At 67.8% G+C, this 17063-nt stretch carries 18 protein-coding genes; 6 read left to right on the top strand and 12 right to left on the bottom strand.

Going from position 1 to position 17063, the window contains the following annotated elements; all coding sequences use genetic code 11:
* Window positions 1-38: 38 nt before the first annotated feature.
* From zwf to KPL74_05760, 4 genes are all read right to left on the bottom strand, one after another.
* On the bottom strand, window positions 39-1526 hold the full coding sequence (zwf, locus tag KPL74_05775) for a glucose-6-phosphate dehydrogenase (GenBank protein ID QWT21511.1): 1488 nt from the start codon (window positions 1524-1526) through the stop codon (window positions 39-41).
* Window positions 1527-1687: 161 nt separating this feature from the next.
* Entirely contained in the window at window positions 1688-2236 is a 549-nt protein-coding gene (gene yjjX / locus KPL74_05770) for an inosine/xanthosine triphosphatase (protein ID QWT21510.1), read from the bottom strand.
* Between the two features lie 2 nt (window positions 2237-2238).
* The gene (gene pgm / locus KPL74_05765) at window positions 2239-3996 is read right to left on the bottom strand and encodes a phosphoglucomutase (alpha-D-glucose-1,6-bisphosphate-dependent) (protein QWT21509.1); all 1758 of its coding nucleotides are present in this window, start codon (window positions 3994-3996) and stop codon (window positions 2239-2241) included.
* 73 nt (window positions 3997-4069) lie between these two features.
* Entirely contained in the window at window positions 4070-4708 is a 639-nt protein-coding gene (locus KPL74_05760; protein ID QWT21508.1) for a response regulator transcription factor, read from the bottom strand.
* A gap of 69 nt (window positions 4709-4777) precedes the next feature.
* On the opposite strand from KPL74_05760, the gene KPL74_05755 reads away from it, so the two are divergent.
* Entirely contained in the window at window positions 4778-5605 is an 828-nt protein-coding gene (locus KPL74_05755) for a hypothetical protein (protein QWT21507.1), read from the top strand.
* Between the two features lie 8 nt (window positions 5606-5613).
* The gene (locus KPL74_05750) at window positions 5614-6444 is read left to right on the top strand and encodes an NAD-dependent protein deacetylase (protein ID QWT21506.1); all 831 of its coding nucleotides are present in this window, start codon (window positions 5614-5616) and stop codon (window positions 6442-6444) included.
* Here the strand turns inward: KPL74_05750 and tadA are convergent.
* Both tadA and KPL74_05740 read right to left on the bottom strand, forming a co-directional pair.
* Window positions 6441-6872, bottom strand: a complete 432-nt coding sequence (gene tadA / locus KPL74_05745) for a tRNA adenosine(34) deaminase TadA (GenBank protein ID QWT22580.1) — start codon at window positions 6870-6872, stop codon at window positions 6441-6443. The genes KPL74_05750 and tadA overlap by 4 nt on opposite strands.
* Before the next feature lie 87 nt (window positions 6873-6959).
* Complete coding sequence (locus tag KPL74_05740; protein ID QWT21505.1) at window positions 6960-8363, bottom strand: PLP-dependent aminotransferase family protein; 1404 nt, start codon at window positions 8361-8363, stop codon at window positions 6960-6962.
* 108 nt (window positions 8364-8471) lie between these two features.
* Here KPL74_05740 and KPL74_05735 point away from each other — a divergent pair, with 108 nt between their 5' ends.
* Together KPL74_05735 and KPL74_05730 are read left to right on the top strand one after the other, a co-directional pair.
* A complete protein-coding gene (locus tag KPL74_05735; GenBank protein QWT21504.1) occupies window positions 8472-8939 on the top strand; it encodes a carboxymuconolactone decarboxylase family protein in 468 nt (155 codons plus the stop codon).
* A 98-nt stretch (window positions 8940-9037) separates the two neighbouring features.
* Window positions 9038-10021, top strand: a complete 984-nt coding sequence (locus tag KPL74_05730; protein ID QWT21503.1) for a hypothetical protein — start codon at window positions 9038-9040, stop codon at window positions 10019-10021.
* Window positions 10022-10113: 92 nt separating this feature from the next.
* Here KPL74_05730 and KPL74_05725 read toward each other — a convergent pair whose 3' ends face one another.
* The 4 genes from KPL74_05725 to KPL74_05710 all read right to left on the bottom strand — a co-directional run bounded on the left by KPL74_05725 (window position 10114) and on the right by KPL74_05710 (window position 13261).
* Complete coding sequence (locus KPL74_05725) at window positions 10114-10974, bottom strand: tetratricopeptide repeat protein (protein ID QWT21502.1); 861 nt, start codon at window positions 10972-10974, stop codon at window positions 10114-10116.
* A gap of 86 nt (window positions 10975-11060) precedes the next feature.
* Window positions 11061-11621: a DNA-3-methyladenine glycosylase I gene (locus KPL74_05720; GenBank protein QWT21501.1), complete on the bottom strand. Its 561-nt coding sequence runs from the start codon at window positions 11619-11621 to the stop codon at window positions 11061-11063.
* Window positions 11618-12079 carry a nuclear transport factor 2 family protein gene (locus KPL74_05715; GenBank protein QWT21500.1) on the bottom strand — a complete coding sequence of 154 codons (462 nt, stop codon included), beginning with the start codon at window positions 12077-12079 and terminating at the stop codon, window positions 11618-11620. The genes KPL74_05720 and KPL74_05715 overlap by 4 nt, the downstream gene beginning before the upstream one ends.
* A gap of 21 nt (window positions 12080-12100) precedes the next feature.
* A complete protein-coding gene (locus KPL74_05710; protein QWT21499.1) occupies window positions 12101-13261 on the bottom strand; it encodes an NADH:flavin oxidoreductase/NADH oxidase in 1161 nt (386 codons plus the stop codon).
* A gap of 213 nt (window positions 13262-13474) precedes the next feature.
* Here KPL74_05710 and mgrA point away from each other — a divergent pair, with 213 nt between their 5' ends.
* The gene (mgrA, locus tag KPL74_05705; GenBank protein ID QWT21498.1) at window positions 13475-14515 is read left to right on the top strand and encodes an L-glyceraldehyde 3-phosphate reductase; all 1041 of its coding nucleotides are present in this window, start codon (window positions 13475-13477) and stop codon (window positions 14513-14515) included.
* 5 nt (window positions 14516-14520) lie between these two features.
* Here mgrA and KPL74_05700 read toward each other — a convergent pair whose 3' ends face one another.
* Entirely contained in the window at window positions 14521-15360 is an 840-nt protein-coding gene (locus KPL74_05700) for an oxidoreductase (GenBank protein QWT21497.1), read from the bottom strand.
* A 171-nt stretch (window positions 15361-15531) separates the two neighbouring features.
* On the opposite strand from KPL74_05700, the gene KPL74_05695 reads away from it, so the two are divergent.
* The gene (locus tag KPL74_05695; protein ID QWT21496.1) at window positions 15532-16413 is read left to right on the top strand and encodes an AraC family transcriptional regulator; all 882 of its coding nucleotides are present in this window, start codon (window positions 15532-15534) and stop codon (window positions 16411-16413) included.
* Here KPL74_05695 and KPL74_05690 read toward each other — a convergent pair.
* Complete coding sequence (locus tag KPL74_05690) at window positions 16410-17048, bottom strand: TetR family transcriptional regulator (protein QWT21495.1); 639 nt, start codon at window positions 17046-17048, stop codon at window positions 16410-16412. The genes KPL74_05695 and KPL74_05690 overlap by 4 nt on opposite strands.
* Window positions 17049-17063: the final 15 nt, after the last annotated feature.

Below are 17063 nucleotides of genomic sequence, written 5' to 3'. Positions count from 1 at the left end.
AATGCCCCCAACGGGTGAACCCGGGGCCGAGGCGATGCTCAGGCGGCGATGTCTTCCACCCACGCATGGCCGGCCTGGGCCAGCAGTTCGCGGGCGGAATCCGGGCCCCAGGTGCCGGCTTCGTACGCATCCGGCCCCTTCGCCGCATCGCTCCAGCCCTGCAGGATCGGGGTGACCCACTCCCACGCGGCCTCGGTCTCGTCCTTGCGCACGAACAGGGCCGGGCTTCCCTTCACCGCATCCAGCATCAGGCCTTCATAGGAGTCGCGGAAGCGCATCCGCCCCGGCTCGCCGAGGTTGGACAGCGCATCCACCTCGTCCAGGCCCAGCGCACTGCCCGGCTGCTTGACGAACAGCGGCAGCACCACGCTTTCGTTCGGCTGCACGCGGATGACCAGGCGGCTACCCGGGCGTGCCTCGCCGAACAGGCCCGGCTCGCCGGCACGGAACTGGATGACGATCTCGGTCAGCTTCTCGGGCATGCGCTTGCCCGAGCGCAGGTAGAACGGCACGCCCTGCCAGCGCGGCGCGTCGATCTCGGCCTTGAGCGCGACGAAGGTCTCGGTGTTGCTCGGGGTGGCGTCCGGCAGTTCGTCGCGATAGCCCGGCACGGACTGGCCGCCGGCGACACCGCCCACGTACTGGCCACGCGCCACGTTGGCGGCGAGGTTGTGCCGGTCGAGCGGCTTGAGCGAACGCAGCACGCGGACCTTCTCGTCACGCAGCGCATCGGCATCCAGCGACGCGGGGCGCTCCATCGCGACCACCGTCAGCACCTGCAGCAGGTGGTTCTGGATCATGTCGCGCAGCGCGCCGGAGCCGTCGTAGTAACCGCCACGGCCCTCCAGGCCAACGGTTTCCGCCGCGGTGATCTGCACGTATTCGATCGACTCGCGATCCCACATGCGCTCGAGCATCGGGTTGGCGAAACGCAGCGCGATGATGTTCTGGATCGCTTCCTTGCCCAGGTAATGGTCGATGCGATAGATGCTGTTTTCCGGGAAATGCCGGCCGACGCCTTCGTTGACCTTGCGCGCGGTGTCGAGGTCGGTGCCGATCGGCTTTTCCAGCACGATGCGCGACTGTTCGGTGCGCAGGCCCTTGTCGTCGATGTTCTTCGCGATGTCGCCGTAGAGATCCGGCGCGGTGGCCAGGTAGAACACGCGCACGCGCTCGCTCGGGCCGGCACCACCCAGCTTGTCGGCCAGGCCGGCCCAGTTGCCGCCAGACTCCGCGCCATTCAGGCTCACGTAGTGGATCAGGCCCAGGAAGCGTTCGACCGTGGCGTCGACGAACTCGTCGCCGCGGACAAAGTCGGTGAGCGCCTTGCGGGCGCGCTCGCGGTAGGCGGCGTCGTCGAGCGGCGAGCGCGCCGTACCGATGATCCGCGCGTCCGCGGGGACCTGGCCTTCGGCGAAGCGCCGGTACAGCGCAGGCAGCAGCTTGCGCATGGTCAGGTCGCCGGTGGCGCCGAAGATGACGTAATCGAAGGAAGCGACGGGTTCGAGCTGGCTGGAGGCGGGCATGACGGTATCCGGGACGAAGGAAGGCGGCGGCGGTGCCGTCGTCGATGGATACGTGGATAAGGGGTAATGCCCCGGATTCAAGGGGCTGGATCGATCTAAATCATTGCCCGGGCGGCATAGGTGTTGTGCCGCGAGGCTCCGCCGGCCCTTCGTCGCGCGCTTTACAGGCTGACGCCGTAGAGTTCCGGATGCAGGAACGGCGCCATCGCCAGCACCAGTGCCTGGGTGTAGGCGCTCTCGCGGGTGGCGTGGCCGTTGGTGACCAGGCCGATCGCCCCGCCCTGCTGCTTGATGTTGACCGTGCCGAACAGGCGATCCATGACGTCGCCCAGCTCATCGCCATCCAGCAGGGCCTCGTACACCGCCGGCGGCAACGGCAGCCACGCGCTGCGGCCCACCGAAACGGTCTCGCCGTAGGCGATGGCGACGATGCCGAAGGTGCCCGGGCCGTCTTCGGTCACTTCGACGCCGCCTTCCAGGGCGACGAAGTAATCCGCGTCGCCGTTCTGCCGGCAGAAGTTCAGGCGGTTCAACGCCCCCTCGCGGGTTTCCGCCGTGGTCATCGGCTGGTCTGGCACGCCCGACGGGGCATGCATGCCGACGCACTCGACCAGCCGCCCGGGGAATAGCGGGGCCAGCGCGTTGTGCACGGCGCCCACTTTCACCGGGTTATGCGAACCGACCAGCACCTTCAGCGGCGTTGCGTCCATGCTCAGCCCAGCGCCTGGTCGACCATCGCCTGCGCTTCTTCCAGAACGCGGGCCAGATGGTCCTTGCCGGCAAAGCTTTCGCCGTAGACCTTGTAGATGTCCTCGGTGCCCGACGGGCGCGCCGCGAACCATGCGCGCTCGGACATCACCTTGATGCCGCCGATCGGCTGGCCGTCGGCCTGGTTGATCACGTTGACTATCGGATCGCCGGCCAGCGTCCGGGTCGTGACCTGCGCGGGGGCGAGCTTCGACAGCTTCTGCTTCTGCGCGTGGCTGGCCGGTGCATCGATGCGCGCGTTGGCCGGGTCGCCGAGCTTGCCGGTGATCTCGCGATAGACATCGCCCGGGTCGCGGCCCAGTCGCGCAGTCATCTCTCCAGCGAGCAAGGCGGCGACGATCCCGTCCTTGTCGGTCGACCACGGCGAGGCGTCCTTGGCCAGGAACGAGGCACCCGCGCTTTCCTCGCAACCGAAGCCGAGGCTGCCGTCGAACAGGCCCGGCACGAAATACTTGAAGCCCACCGGCACTTCCAGCAACGGCCGGCCGAGGTGGTCGGCGATGCGATCGAGCAGGCCCGTGCTCACGGCGGTCTTGCCGACCGCGGCGTCGGGCCGCCAGCCGGGACGGTTCTGGAACAGGTACCAGGCCGCCGTGGCGAGGTAATGGTTGGCGGGCAGCAGGCCGGTGCTCGGCGCGACGACGCCGTGGCGATCGTGGTCGGTGTCGCAGGCGAAGGCGACATCGAAGCGATCCTTGAGATGGATCAGGCGCTGCATGGCATAAGAGGACGAAGGATCCATGCGGATCTTGCCGTCCCAGTCCAGTGACATGAAGGAAAACGTCTTGTCGACGGTCTCGCTCACCACGGTGAGGTTGAGCCCGTAGCGTTCGCCGATGGCGCGCCAGTAGTGCACGCCCGCACCGCCGAGCGGATCGACGCCCATCTTCACGCCCTCGGCGCGGATGATGTCCAGGTCGAGCACATCGCCGAGGTCACCCACGTAGCGCTGCAGGAAATCGAATTCGTGCGTAGTCGACGCCTTCAGCGCCTGCGCATACGGCATGCGCCTGACCTCGCGCAGGCCGCCTTCGATCAACGCGTTGGCGCGATCGGCGATCCACCTGGTCGCGTCGGTGTCCGCGGGGCCACCGTGGGTCGGGTTGTACTTGATGCCACCGCTATCCGGCGGATTGTGCGACGGTGTGATCACGATGCCATCGGCCAGGCCGCGCTCGAGGCCGCGGTTGTGCACCAGGATCGCGTGCGACACCGCCGGCGTGGGCGTGTACTCGCCGCCGCTGGAGACCCGTGCCTCGACGCCATTGCCGGCCAGCACTTCCAGCGTGCTCTCGAACGCCGGCTGGGACAGGGCGTGGGTGTCGATGCCCACGTAAACCGGGCCGTCGACGCCGGTGCGCTGGCGGTATTCGCAGATCGCCTGGACCACGGCCAGCACGTGGCTTTCGTTGAAGGAGCGCTCGAACGACGAGCCGCGATGCCCCGAGGTGCCGAACACGACCCTTTGTTCGGGCACGGACGGGTCGGGCTTCAGGTCGGCATAGGCATCCACCAGGGCGACGATGTCGACGAGCGTGCCGTCGGTGGCGGGCTTACCCGCGAGGGGGCTGATCTTGGCACTCACCGTGGATCTCCTTGCTGCGGCCGCCCCGTGGCGTCCGGTCGGGCATTGTAGTCGCGGCCGTCGGCCGGGGTTGTCAAGCGGGCGTGCAGGCAGCGCCGCGTGCGAGCGGCCAAGCATACGCGCCCTTTTGAGAAATCTTCCATGTCCGCGGCCTCGCCGGCTGGCTATGGTGGCAAGGTTCGCGCGATGCCTAGAGGCGGAGCCGTTCGACGTACTCGAAGACTTCCGCGTCGCTGGCCAGGTGCAACTTACGCATGGCGTTCGACTTTTGCTGGCTGATGGTGGAGAGACCACGGCCGGTGCTTCGAGCGATGTCGGTCACGCTGTTGCCACCGGCGAACAGGCACAGGATTTCCAGCTCCCGCGGCGACAGGTCGGCCAGCGTGCCTTCCGTCCCGAGGATGGCACCCTGCTCAACACCCAACATCGTTTGCACCGAGGTACCCAGATAGACATGCCTGGCCATGATTTCCCGCAGCGCTTCCGGTATTTCGCGCGCATCGCCCGACTTGCCGACGAGGCCGAGCACGCCGAGGGCGAGGATTTCCCGATACAAGGCGGGGTTGGCGATGGTGGTGATGACCATCACCGGCAGCGAGGGATAGCTATCGCGCACGCCCTTCAGCATGGCGAGGCCGTCGTGCGTGCTTGCCGGCATGCTGAAGTCGGTGATCAGCGCATCGCATGCGGTGTCGTCCAGCATGCGCAGCAGCACGGCAGGCGAATGAGCTTCGCCGACGACCTGCCCTACACCATCGCTGGCCAGTGCAAGGCCGATGCCCTTGAGTACGACGGGATGATCGTCGGCGATAATGACGCGATACGCCATGGGTAGTCCTTCCGTGTTCCAGGTTCCATTGACCCGCCAGCTTCCTGGCTTCCGCGACGGGGCGCAGAGTTGAGCACAACACGCCTGTATGCGCTAGCCGATCGCCTGCTGGCATGGTTCGATGCGCTGGCGCTTCGCCACGCGGCGCGACGTGCCCGCGTCGACCTCGCAAACAACCTGCCCGACCTGCTCGAGCGGCTCGGGCGTGGCTATGCGCCACTGGCGCGACGCCACGGCGTCGCCATCGAACTGGATGTCGATCCCGCGCTGGAAGGCGACCTCGACGGTCCGCACGCCCGCCTCGGCGAAGCGATCGCCGTCCTGCTCGTGCAGGCGATCCGACATGGCCACGACGAGCATGGCCACGTCGCCCTGCGGGTCGACGTAGTGCGTGATGCGCCGTCGCGACAGACGGTGCACTTCACGGTCGTCGGCGCGAGCGAGGAGCCGCATGCACGCCATGTCGTGCAGGCCCTCGGCGGTACCTTCCACGTCGAACCCGGCGCCACGCCGCGTGCCATCGTCGAACTGGAGTTCGTGGTGCCGCCGCGGCCACCGCACATCGACATCGACGCCTTGCGGATGACGCTGGGTGGCGATGCCGCGATGCGCGAGGTCGTCGCCACGCTCGACCATGCGCTGACCACCGACCTCCGCGCCCTCGACGCCATGCTGGCCAGCGCCGATGCGCTGGCGATCCAGCAGTGGTTGCATCGCGTATCGGGCGCACTCGGCATGGCCGAGGCGACTACGCTGGCCAGCACGGGGATCCGGCTCGAGCACGCGGTAGCGACGCAGCCGCTGGCCGAGGTCGAGGCACAGGTGCGCCGCTTCGCGGCGGACGCATCGTGGGCCCTCGCCCGCCTGCGCGCCGTCGCCGCAGGCGATCCGTTATAGTCATGCAGGTGAACGCGCCCCACGCCACGGACGACCACGCCGACGCCCTCCGAAACTTCGTGGAAGCGCACCGGCGCATGTTCGTCGTCACGGGCGCTGGCATCAGCACCGATTCGGGCATTCCCGACTATCGCGACGGCCAGGGCCAGTGGAAGCGCAGCCCACCGATGACCCTGCAGATGTTCATGAGCGGCGAGCCCGCCCGGGCACGCTACTGGGCGCGGGCGATGATCGGCTGGCGCTACTTCGACGGCATCCGCCCCAACGTCGCGCACCGTGCGCTGGCGAAGCTCGAACAGGCGGGTCGGATTGAGCTGTTGCTCACCCAGAACGTCGACGGCCTGCACGAAGCCGCGGGCAGCCTCAACGTCGTGGACCTGCATGGCCGGATCGATCGCGTGCGCTGCATGCAGTGTGGCGAGATCACCCGGCGCAATGCGATGCAGCAGCGGCTGCAGGCCGACAACCCGGCGTGGACCGACCTCGACGCACGCATCGCGCCCGACGGGGACGCCGACCTCGATGGCCTGGATTTCTCCACGTTCCACGTGCCGCCGTGCCTGGTATGCGGCGGCATCCTCAAGCCCGACGTGGTGTTTTTCGGCGAGAACGTGCCGCGTGCCCGCGTCGATACGGCCTGGGCTCACCTGGCGCGCGCGGATGCCGTGTTGGTGGTCGGCTCGTCGCTGATGGTGTACTCGGGCTATCGCTTCGTGCTGGAAGGCTCGCGACTCGGCTTGCCGATCGCGTCGCTCAATCTCGGCGTCACCCGCGCCGACGCCCTGCTTACGTTGAAGATCGAGCAAGGTTGCGCCGAGGCGCTCGCACCGTACGCCTAGCGGCGTGCGCGGAAAAACTGGCGCAGCATGTCGCCCGCCGCCTCGGCCTCGAGGCCGCCCGCGACGCTCACCCGGTGGTTGTGCCGTTCGGACACCAGGGTGTCGAACACACTGCCCGCCGCACCGGTCTTCGGGTCGGCAGCGCCGTAGACGACGCGTCCCACGCGTGCGTGGACCATCGCCATCGCGCACATGGCGCAGGGTTCCAGGGTGACGTAAAGCGTCGCGCCGGGGAAACGGTAATTCTGCAAGGCTTCGCCCGCGGCGCGCAGGGCCTGGATCTCGGCATGTGCGGTCGGATCGTTCAACGTGATGTTGCGGTTCCAGCCGATACCGACGGCCTTGCCCTCCATCACCAGCACGGCACCCACCGGCACTTCGCCTTCCGCGTCGCGCGCATGCGCCGCCAGCTCCAGCGCACGCGCCATCCACGCGCGGTCGGCGTCGTCGAAGGGCGTGGGGCTATCGGTAGGCACGGGCGTGTTCAAGCGGGGTTTCCTGGCTGGCCGCGCATTCTAGCCGGTCGCTGCGCGGATCACCGCCGCGAGACGGTCCGCCAGCGCTTGCGCCTGCGCTTCAGGCACGTTGGTCACGCCCAGCAACAGGCCGGATCGACGGGCGGGCCCGGCGTACCACGCGGACAGTGGCACGGGTGACAGCCCTTCGCCGAGCGCCGCCTGCACGATGGCGACATCGTCCACGGCATCGGGCAACGGCACGCGCAGCGCCAGGCCGCCACCTTCATGGGTCAGGCCCGCCCGATCCAGGGCCGCCGACAAGGCGTCGCGGCGGCTGGTGTACGCGCGCTTCATCCGTCGCAGGTGGCGCAGGTAATGGCCTTCGCGCATGAAGGTTTCCACCGCGCGCTGCACGACCGGCGGCGGCGCGGGCTCGAGCGTGCCGACCACTTCTTCGACGGACGGGACCAGCGCCACGGGCACGACGAGGTAGCCGATGCGCAACGCCGGCGCGATGGTCTTGCTGAACGTGCCGATGTGGACGACCCGGCGGCCGTCGATCGAGGCCAGTGCCGGTGCGGCACGCCGGGACAGCTGTAGTTCGCCGAGGAAGTCGTCCTCGACGATCCAGCGTTCGCCCGCATGCACCCAGTCGAGCAAGGCCAGCCGGCGCTCCAGCGACATGGTCATGCCCATCGGTGCCTGCTGGCCGGGCGTGACCAGGGCCAGCGCGGCGTGGGGTGCCAGCGCCCTGCCCGCCTCGACGTCGATGCCTTGCCCGTCGAGCGGTACCGGCACCGGTCGCAACCCGGCCCAGCCCAGCGCCGTGCGGGCGAACGGATAGCCCGGCTCCTCGAACCAGGCGTCCGCCCCCTGCACCCGAAGCACGCGCAGGATGGTGCTCAGGGCGCCGGCGTAACCATGGGTGATGAACACCTGCGAGGGCTGGCAGGCCATGCCACGGGCCACGGCAAGATACGCCGCGACTTCCGAGCGAAGCGCAGGCTCGCCGCGCGGATCGGGGTAACCCACCGGCACCGCGGCCGCCTCGCGTGCCGCCTGCGCGAGCACGCGGCTCCACAGGGCCACGGGGAACAGGTCCGCCGCGGGCACGCCCATCTGGAACGGCACGGGGGCGGTGGCGCCGGCCGGGAACGTGCCGAGCGACGGTCGCGGCCGCGCGGCCTCCAGTGGCTGCCGCTGCGCCGGCAAACGACCGGCGACGCGCGTGCCGGCGGCGCCCTGCGGCAGCACGTATTGCCCGTCGGCGAGCTGCTCATAGGCCATTCGGACGGTGCCACGGGCGACACCCAGCTGGGCCGCGAGATCGTTCCACGACGGCAACCGCGCGCCCGGTGCCAGCCGTCCCTCGTGGATCGCGCTGCGTATGCCGTCGGCGATCTGCGCGCTCAGCGACTGCCGCGCGCCCCGGTCGATGCGAATGCCAAAGGAACCGTCCATGCGGCCATGGTACATCCGTCAGCCGCATTCTTGGCTCTATCGAATAGACCAAGTGGGGCGCACGCTATGCCTATCGCAAAACCCACCCTCGCTATCGGAGTGAATGACATGAGCAAGCGCATCAACTACATGAAGGCCGCTCCGGAGGCGGTTAAAGGCTTCATCGCCACCCACGGTTACCTCGCCTCGAGCGGACTGGACAAGAACCTCGTCGACCTCGTTTACCTGCGCGTTTCGCAGATCAACCACTGCGCCTACTGCATCGACATGCACTCGCAGGACCTGCACAAGCACGGCGTGCCGTTCGAGAAGCTGATCCTCACTTCGGCATGGCGCGAAGCCGGCGAGGTGTTCAGCCCGCGCGAACAGGCCGCGCTGGCCTGGGCGGAATCCGTCGCGAACGTGGCCGAGACCGCCGTGCCGGACGCGGACTACGCCGCGGCCGCCGCCGAATTCAACGAGAAGGAACTCGCCGACCTGTCGGTGGCGATCGCCCTGATGAGTGCGTTCAACCGCCTCGGCGTGGCCTTCCGCAACGAGCCGATGGCGGCCTCGCGACTGGCCCGCGCCAGCTAATCCATGCGGTTAGGCCGTCCGTCGACTGGCGGCCTACGAAATTTCGTACGAGGCTTTCCTTGCTGGCAGGGGATTTGAATGCTTCAAGGGGAGCGACCATGGATCAGCGCGCCATCGACGAGCCGCACATCGTGTGGCCCCTGGACCCGGCCGGGTTCTCCACGCAACGGATTACCCGGCTGCGCCACAACTTCCACCGCCATCCGCTGTTCCAGTTACCGGAACTGGCCAACCTCGCCCGCGAGCTGATGCCGAAGGAACAGTGCCGCTTCGTCAAGCCGGGGCTGCAGCAGGACTCGGCCTTTCGCCATGAGCCGCGTCCAACCGACGGACGCGACCTGGAGCAGGTGTTCGAGAAGATCCAGCAGAGCGGTTCGTGGATCGCCCTGTACAACGTGGAAGCCGTGCCGCGCTACCGCGCGCTGCTCGAAGAGATCATCGATGGCCTGCGGCCGCTGATCGAGCGCGAACAGCCTGGCATCTTCAACGTCACCGGCTTCATCTTCATCTCGGCACCGCCGTCGGTGACGCCGTTCCACATCGATCGCGAAAACAACTTCTGGATGCAACTGCATGGCCGGAAGACGCTGAGCGTGTGGGAGCCGGAAAACCGCGACGCGGTGAGTGCCAGGCACGTCGAGGATTTCATCGTCAGCCACACCCTGCGCGACGTGCGCCTGGACGACGCGTCGCGCGCCACCAGCCACGATTTCGACAGCGGCCCCGGCGATGGTGTGTATTTCCCGACGACTTCGCCGCACATGACCCGGTCGGACACCGACTGGGTGCATGGCGACGATGGCGTGTCGATTTCGATCGGCGTGACCTTCTACACCAGCCAGACCGTGCGCAACGCGCGAGTCCACCAGTTCAACCGGGTGTGCCGCAAATACCTCGGGATGACGCCGTCGTTTCCCGGGCAGCATGCGTGGCTCGACCGGGCAAAGGCGCCGTTGGGTTACCTGCTGGGGGTGTCGCGGCAGTGGGCGCTGCGGGCGCTGACGTTTTACGGCGGGATCAGGGCCCACCACCGGCCGGACGAGGGATGGTGGGGGGAGAAGGCGCCGCCTGGGTCGTATTGAGGGCCATCGCGAAACGCCATCGCGCGCAGGCACGCTCCTACCCGGGCATCGGAACCCCATGTAGGAGCGCGCCTGCGCGCGAATGCTTTAAATCACCACGAATTATCGTCAGATGACCCGCCGTCATCCGAAGACCCACCGTCATCCCACGAACTATCGTTGTTACCCATGTCGATCGGATCATCGCGCAGATCGTCGTAGGCCTGTGCCGACGGATCCGGCTGCACAAACCCCGTCGAGCCGACATCGCGGGTGACATCGCCACCACCTTCGCGATGCCCGCGTAGCGCCTCGTCGAGCAGCGCGCCCGCGGCGAGACCACCCACGCCGGCGGCGATGGTCGAACCGATGCCCGAGGACGGCGGCGGTGCATAACCCGGGTAGCCCGGTGCGCCACCGTACGGCGGCGGGTTGTTCATGGGCGGCACCGAGCCGTAGCCCTGCGGCGCGCCGTAACCCTGCGGGCCGTTCGACGCATTGCGCCGGCGCGACCACAGGAAGATCACCAGCGCCACGACCGCGCCGAACACCAGCCAGCCCGTCAGGTGCGAACTACCGGCCTCGCGTGGCGCACCGACCGCCGCCTGCGGCGCATCGACGTTGCGCAACGATGACGACGGACGGGCGGTCGCCGGCGCGAGCGCGGCATCGAGCTTCTGGCGGAAGGCCTGGAATTTCGCCGGGTCGGTGAACGTCGTCTGCGGATCGAGCGCCGCAGCCTTGCCGGCCTCCGTCTTCGCCTCGCCGATGTTGCCTTCGTGGGCGAGCACTTCCGCCAGCACGTAATGCGCCTTCGCACTCTTGGGATGTTCCGAGACCGCCTCGCGCAACGCCGTTTCCGCCGCCGGATAGTCACCGCGGGCGATCATCGCCTGGACATCCTTGGGCGAATCGTTGGCGCTCGCCACCGAGGCCAGGGCGACCAGGAGGAAGGAAAGCATGAACTTATGCATGACGTGGTTCCGGGCTCCGTGTGGGCCATTTGAGTAGTGGATCAAACGAAAGTTCGCACGATGGATCACACCGCAAAAGCTTGCGGTTAGCTTGCCTTCACCGCCTTGTGGCGGAAACAGCTGCCCGCATGGTCGTCGACGATGCCTACCGCCTGCATCCATGCATAGACGATGGTCGGCCCGACGAACTTGAAGCCACGCTTCTTCATGTCCTTCGAGATCGTCGCCGACAACGGCGTCTGCGCATGAACGGTGACGCCATCGCCGCGCAGGATCTTGCCGTCGGTGAACGACCAACAGTAATCGTCGAACGTCTCACCTTTCGCCTGCATGTCGAGGTAGATCTTCGCGCCCTGGATCGTCGCCTCGATCTTGGCCCGCGAGCGGATGATCCCTTCGTCGCCAAGCAGGCGAAGGATGTCCTTTTCGCCGAAGCGCGCCACCTTCGCCGGATCGAAGCCCTTGAACGCTTTGCGGAAGTTCTCGCGCTTGCGCAGGATGGTGATCCACGACAAGCCTGCCTGGAAGCCTTCCAGCATCAGCTGCTCCCACAGCATGCGACTGTCGTGCAGCGGCACGCCCCATTCGCTGTCGTGGTATTCGATGTAGTGCGGGTCGCTGCCCGCCCAGCTGCAACGCGTCGTCAAAGGCCGAGCTCCGACAGGCTGGCGTGGTCGTCGGGGCGACGCCCTTGCGGCCAGTGGAACTTCCGCTCCGACTCCCTGATCGCCAGGTCGTTGATCGACGCATAACGATGGTGCATGAGGCCTTCGCTATCGAACTCCCAGTTTTCGTTGCCGTAGGAACGGAACCAGTTGCCGCTGTCGTCATGCCACTCATAGGCAAAGCGCACCGCGATGCGATCGCCGGTGAACGCCCACAGTTCCTTGATCAGGCGGTACTCGTGTTCCTTCTGCCATTTGCGGGTGAGGAACGCGACGATGGCCTCGCGGCCGGTGACGAACTCGGAACGGTTACGCCAGACGCTGTCCGGCGAATAGGCCAGCGACACCCTGGCGGGGTCGCGGCTATTCCAGCCGTCCTCGGCGAGGCGGACCTTATGGACGGCGCTTTCGTGAGTAAACGGAGGGACGGGGGCGGCCATGGCGAGGCTCCGGGTCGGGGATCAGGAATAGTGGCCGTCAGCGCCACGCTGCCATCCGGCGGCGGGGCGCATGGCGGTCTCCGTGTGGAACAGGTGCCGGTGCCGCGAGGGTTGCGAGCGCAGGTATTGCTTAGGCGCCCTCACCTGCCCGCCCAGGGCGGCGGCGGCGTGCCACGGCCAGCGTGGATCGTAAAGCGCGGCACGTGCCAGCGCGACGAGGTCGGCATCGCCATTGGCGACGATCGCCTCGGCATGCTCCGGTTCGGTGATCAGGCCCACGGCGACGACCGGGATCGACACGGCGTCTTTCACGGCGCGCGCGAACGGCACCTGGTAACCCGGCGCCACCGCGATCTGCTGGCGTGGATCCAGGCCACCGGACGAGACGTGGATGGCATCGCAGCCGCGCGCCTCGAGGGCCTTGGCGAACGCCACGGTCTGTTCGACGTCCCAGCCGCCGTCGACCCAGTCGGTCGCGGAGACCCGCATCGTGAGCAGCTTTTCCGCCGGCAGCGCCGCACGCACCGCGTCGAAGACCTCCAGCGGGAACCGCATCCGGTTCTCCAGCGATCCACCGTAGGCATCGGTGCGCTGGTTCGACAGCGGCGAGAGGAACTGGTGCAGCAGGTAGCCATGCGCGCCATGCAGCTGGATCCCGTCGACACCGATCCGGTCGGCGCGCTTCGCCGCGGCGACGAAGGCCTCGACGATCCGCTTCAGGCCATCGGCATCCAGCGCGAGCGGTGCGTTCTGGCCGTCACTGAACGGCACGCCGGACGGCGCCACGGTCTGCCAGCCATGCGGATCGCCCGGGGGTAGCTGGGCGCCGCCGACCCAGGGCGTGTCGGTCGAGGCCTTGCGCCCGGCATGGCTGAGCTGGACCACCACGGGGATGTCGGACCAGCGACGAATGCCCTCGAGCGTCCGCCGCATGGCGTCTTCGGTGGCGTCGTCGTACAGGCCGACGTCGGCCCAGGTGATGCGCCCCTCGGGCAGCACCGCGGTGGCCTCGATGGTCAGCAGCGCCGCGCCCGAGAGGGCGAGCTGGCCCAGGTGGATCAGGTGCCAGTCGTTCATCTGCCCGTCGACGGCCGAGTACTGGCACATCGGCGCGATGATGATGCGGTTGGCCAGCGCGTGGCCGCGGACGTTCAGCGGCGAAAACAGGACGGGGGACGGCATGCGGTGATCCTGCGAAAGACGTATCCGCAGGGTTGGGCCAAACGACCACGGGTGCAAGGGCTCTTATCCGTTCGTATGTACGGTCTAGCCGTAGCTGCATCCGCCGATCGACGCGGCCGCGCCCATTCCCGCCTTCGGGGGAATCCGTGCGCGCCGGGATTCGCTACCATCGGGGGTCCTGCCTGTCCCCACGCCCCCACGCAAGGAATCCCCATGACCTACGTTGCCGACCCGTCCCGCTACGATGGCCAGATGCCCTACCGCCGCGTTGGCCGCAGCGGCATGGTGCTGCCGGCGATCTCGCTCGGCCTGTGGCAGAACTTCGGCGGTGTCGACCGCTTCGAGACCGGCCGCGCCATCCTGCGCCGTGCGTTCGACCGCGGCGTCACCCACTTCGACCTGGCCAATAACTATGGCCCGCCGTTCGGTTCCGCCGAGGAAAACTTCGGTCGCTGGTTCGCCGCCGACTTCGCGCCCCATCGCGACGAGCTGGTGATCTCGAGCAAGGCCGGCTGGGACATGTGGCCCGGCCCCTATGGCGGCCCCACCGGCACGCGCAAGCACCTGATCGCCAGCTGCGAGCAGAGCCTGCGCCGCATGGGCCTGGACTACGTGGACATCTTCTACTCGCATCGCGTCGACCCGGACACGCCGCTGGACGAGACGATGAACGCGCTCGTGCACCTGCATCGCCAGGGCAAGGCGCTCTATGTCGGCATTTCGTCCTATTCGCCGGAACTCACCCGCGAGGCGGCATCGATCCTCGCCGCCGAGAACGTCCCGCTGTTCATCCACCAGCCGAACTACTCGATGCTCAACCGCAGCATCGAGCACGGCCTGCTGGACACACTGGAAGCCTGGGGCACCGGCTGCATCGCGTTCTCGCCGCTGGCCCAGGGCATGCTCACCTCGAAGTACCTCAATGGCATTCCCGACGACGCCCGCGTGACCCGCGACGGCTCGATGAAGAAGGCCATGCTCAGCGAGGAAAACCTGGCGCATATCCGCGCGCTCAACGGCATGGCCGAAAAGCGCGGGCAGACGCTGGCGCAGATGGCCATTGCGTGGACGCTGCGCGATCCGCGGGTCACCTCGGCACTGATCGGCGCGCGCACCGTCGAGCAGCTGGATGACTCGCTGGATGCGGTCAGGCAGCTAGCCTTCAGCGATGCCGAGCTGGCCGAGATCGACCAGCATGCGCGCGACGGCGGCGTCGACCTGTGGGACGTGTCGTCGCGCATCGGCAAGGGCTGATCGGCTTAGCCGGGGAAGTCCGTGCTCGTCGACAGGTCTTTCCAGGCCTCGAAATTCGCCTTCAGTTCGACCAGCCGTTCGCTGGCGAACTGGTACGCGTCCGAGCCCAGCAGCAGGCGCAGCGGCGGTTCCGGGGCATCCACCGCCTTGATGATCGCCGCCGCGCCACGCGCCGGGTCGCCCGGCTGGGTGCCGGTGTATTCCTTGGCCTGGCGTCGGCGCACGCCTGCGGTGGCGTCGTAATCGTCGATCACGGTCTTCGACTCGATCACCGAGCGCCCGGCCCAGTCCGTACGGAAGCGGCCGGGTTCGACGATGGTGACCTTGATGCCGAGCGGGCCGACTTCCTTCGACAGCGATTCGGAAAAGCCTTCCACCGCCCACTTGGTGGCGTGGTAATAACCCGTGGCCGGGAACGCCAGCAGGCCACCGATCGACGAAACGTTGACCACGTGGCCGCTGCGACGCTTGCGCATGCCGGGCAGCACACGCTGGGTGAGCGAGATCAGGCCGAACACGTTGGTTTCGAACTGCCGGCGGATTTCTTCCGGCTCGCCTTCTTCGATCGCGGAGAAGTAGCCGTAGCCGGCGTTGTTCACCAGCACGTCGACCTGGCCGAAGCGCGCTTCCGCGTCGGCGACGGCCTTGCGGATGGCCTGCTCGTCGGTGACGTCGAGCGCCAGCGCGAGGGCGGTCTCCGGGTAGGCCTCGGCGATGTCCCGCACCTGTTCGGGCTTGCGTGCGGTGAGCACCACGCGATCGCCGCGCTGCAAGGCCTGCTGGGCGAGCTCGCGGCCGAAGCCGGTGGAACAGCCGGTGATGAACCAGATCTTCGAATCGGACATGGGGAATGCCTTGTCGTGGGGGAGAGGTTGGCCAGGCCAGGCTGGCACGTCCACAGGATCGACCCGTGGACCCCGGGCGACTACCGGGATGCTGCCAGCCTTTTGCACGATCCTGCCAATCTGCCAGCCCGGCTGTTCAGGCGACGTGTCGATCGGGTCCATAATGGCCACATGGAAGCCATGCTCGAAGCCATGTGTGAAGCCGTCGAACGGCATGCCGCCCACCCGCGGCACGAGACCGCCCTGCCCGGCCTCACCCTGTTCCGCATCGGCTACCCGATGCACCCGGCGCACACGTTCTACCAGCCCCGGCTGGTGGTGATCCTGCGTGGCAGCAAGACGATCGCCGCCGGCGAGGCACCCTTCGTCGCCGATCCCTCGACCTTCCTGCTGGTGACGGTCGACGTGCCCGTGGCCACCCAGGTCTTCCTCGACCCGGACGGCCGCGAACACCTCGCGCTGGCCCTGGATATCGACCGTGACCGGCTTGCGGACGTGCTCGCCCGCCTGCCCGCCGAAGCGGTAAAGGGCCCGGCGCAGGCATCTGCCGGCGTGGCCAGCGCGCGGCTCACGCCCGACCTGCTCGAGCCGTTTTCGCGCCTGCTCGGCCTGCTGGATCGCCCCGACGACATTCCCTACCTCGGCCCACTGATCGAGCAGGAAATCTACTACCGGCTACTGCGCGGAAGCCTTGCCGACACGCTGCGGCAGTTCGCGCTCAGCGGCTCGCACGTGGCGCAGATCCGCCGCGCGACGCACTGGATCAAGACCCACTACGCCGCGCCGATGTCGATCGAAGCGCTGGCCGAGGTCGCCGGCATGAGCGCCACCTCGTTCCATCGCCACTTCAAGGCGATCACCCTGATGACGCCGGTGCAGTACCGGACACGGTTACGCCTGCAGGAAGCCCGGCGCCTGCTGTTGACCTCGCCACGCCAGGCCGGCGCGGTGGCGGCGAGCGTTGGCTACGATAGCCAGTCGCAGTTTACCCGCGACTACAAGCGCCTGTTCGGCGCACCGCCCACGGCCGACATCGCGCGCACGGCAGGCTAAGCCGTCCGCGCCTGCAACTCGCGCAGGTAAGCGCAGAACATATCCGCCAGCGCATCGCTGAAGGTCGCGATCGCCGCGGGCTCGCGTGGCGTGGACGAGTAGTCCTTGCCGACGCTGCTGAAGGTCGACAGCAGCAGGCGGATCGCCATCACGCGCGTTGCCTCGTCGGCGCGAGGCAGCACTTCGAGCACGAAGGCTTCGAACGCGCGTGCGCCCGAAGCCTTCGCTTCGCGTGCCTCGGGTGCGTCGCGATAAAGCGGCGCGGCATCGTCCAGCGCCACGCGCATCGCCGCCTCGTCGCATTCGGAGCGGATGAAGGCGTGAACGAGGCGGCGCAGGCGATCGAACGGCGGCGTGCCGTCATCGGCCAGCGTGGCGGTGAGCATGCCGCTGGTTTCGCGCCATTCGTCGCTCTGCAGGCGGAACAGGATCGCCGCCTTGTTCGGGAAGTATTGGTACACCGACCCCACGCTCACCCCGGCGCGCTCGGCGACCCGCGCGGTGGTGAAACGCGCCGCGCCCTCCTTCGCCAAAACCTGAGCTGCCGCCTCCAGGATCGCCGCCACCAGCTCGGTCGAGCGCGCCTGTTTGGGCTGTTTTCGCGAGGAAATCGGGGGATTGGAGGGGGTGTTCATGGCTGTCCCGGCAAT

This window comes from Bacillus sp. NP157, assembly GCA_018889975.1.
GTDB lineage: Bacteria > Pseudomonadota > Gammaproteobacteria > Xanthomonadales > Rhodanobacteraceae > Luteibacter.
Note: the sequence above shows the minus strand (reverse complement) of the source record. Positions and strands in the feature narration are given on the sequence as shown.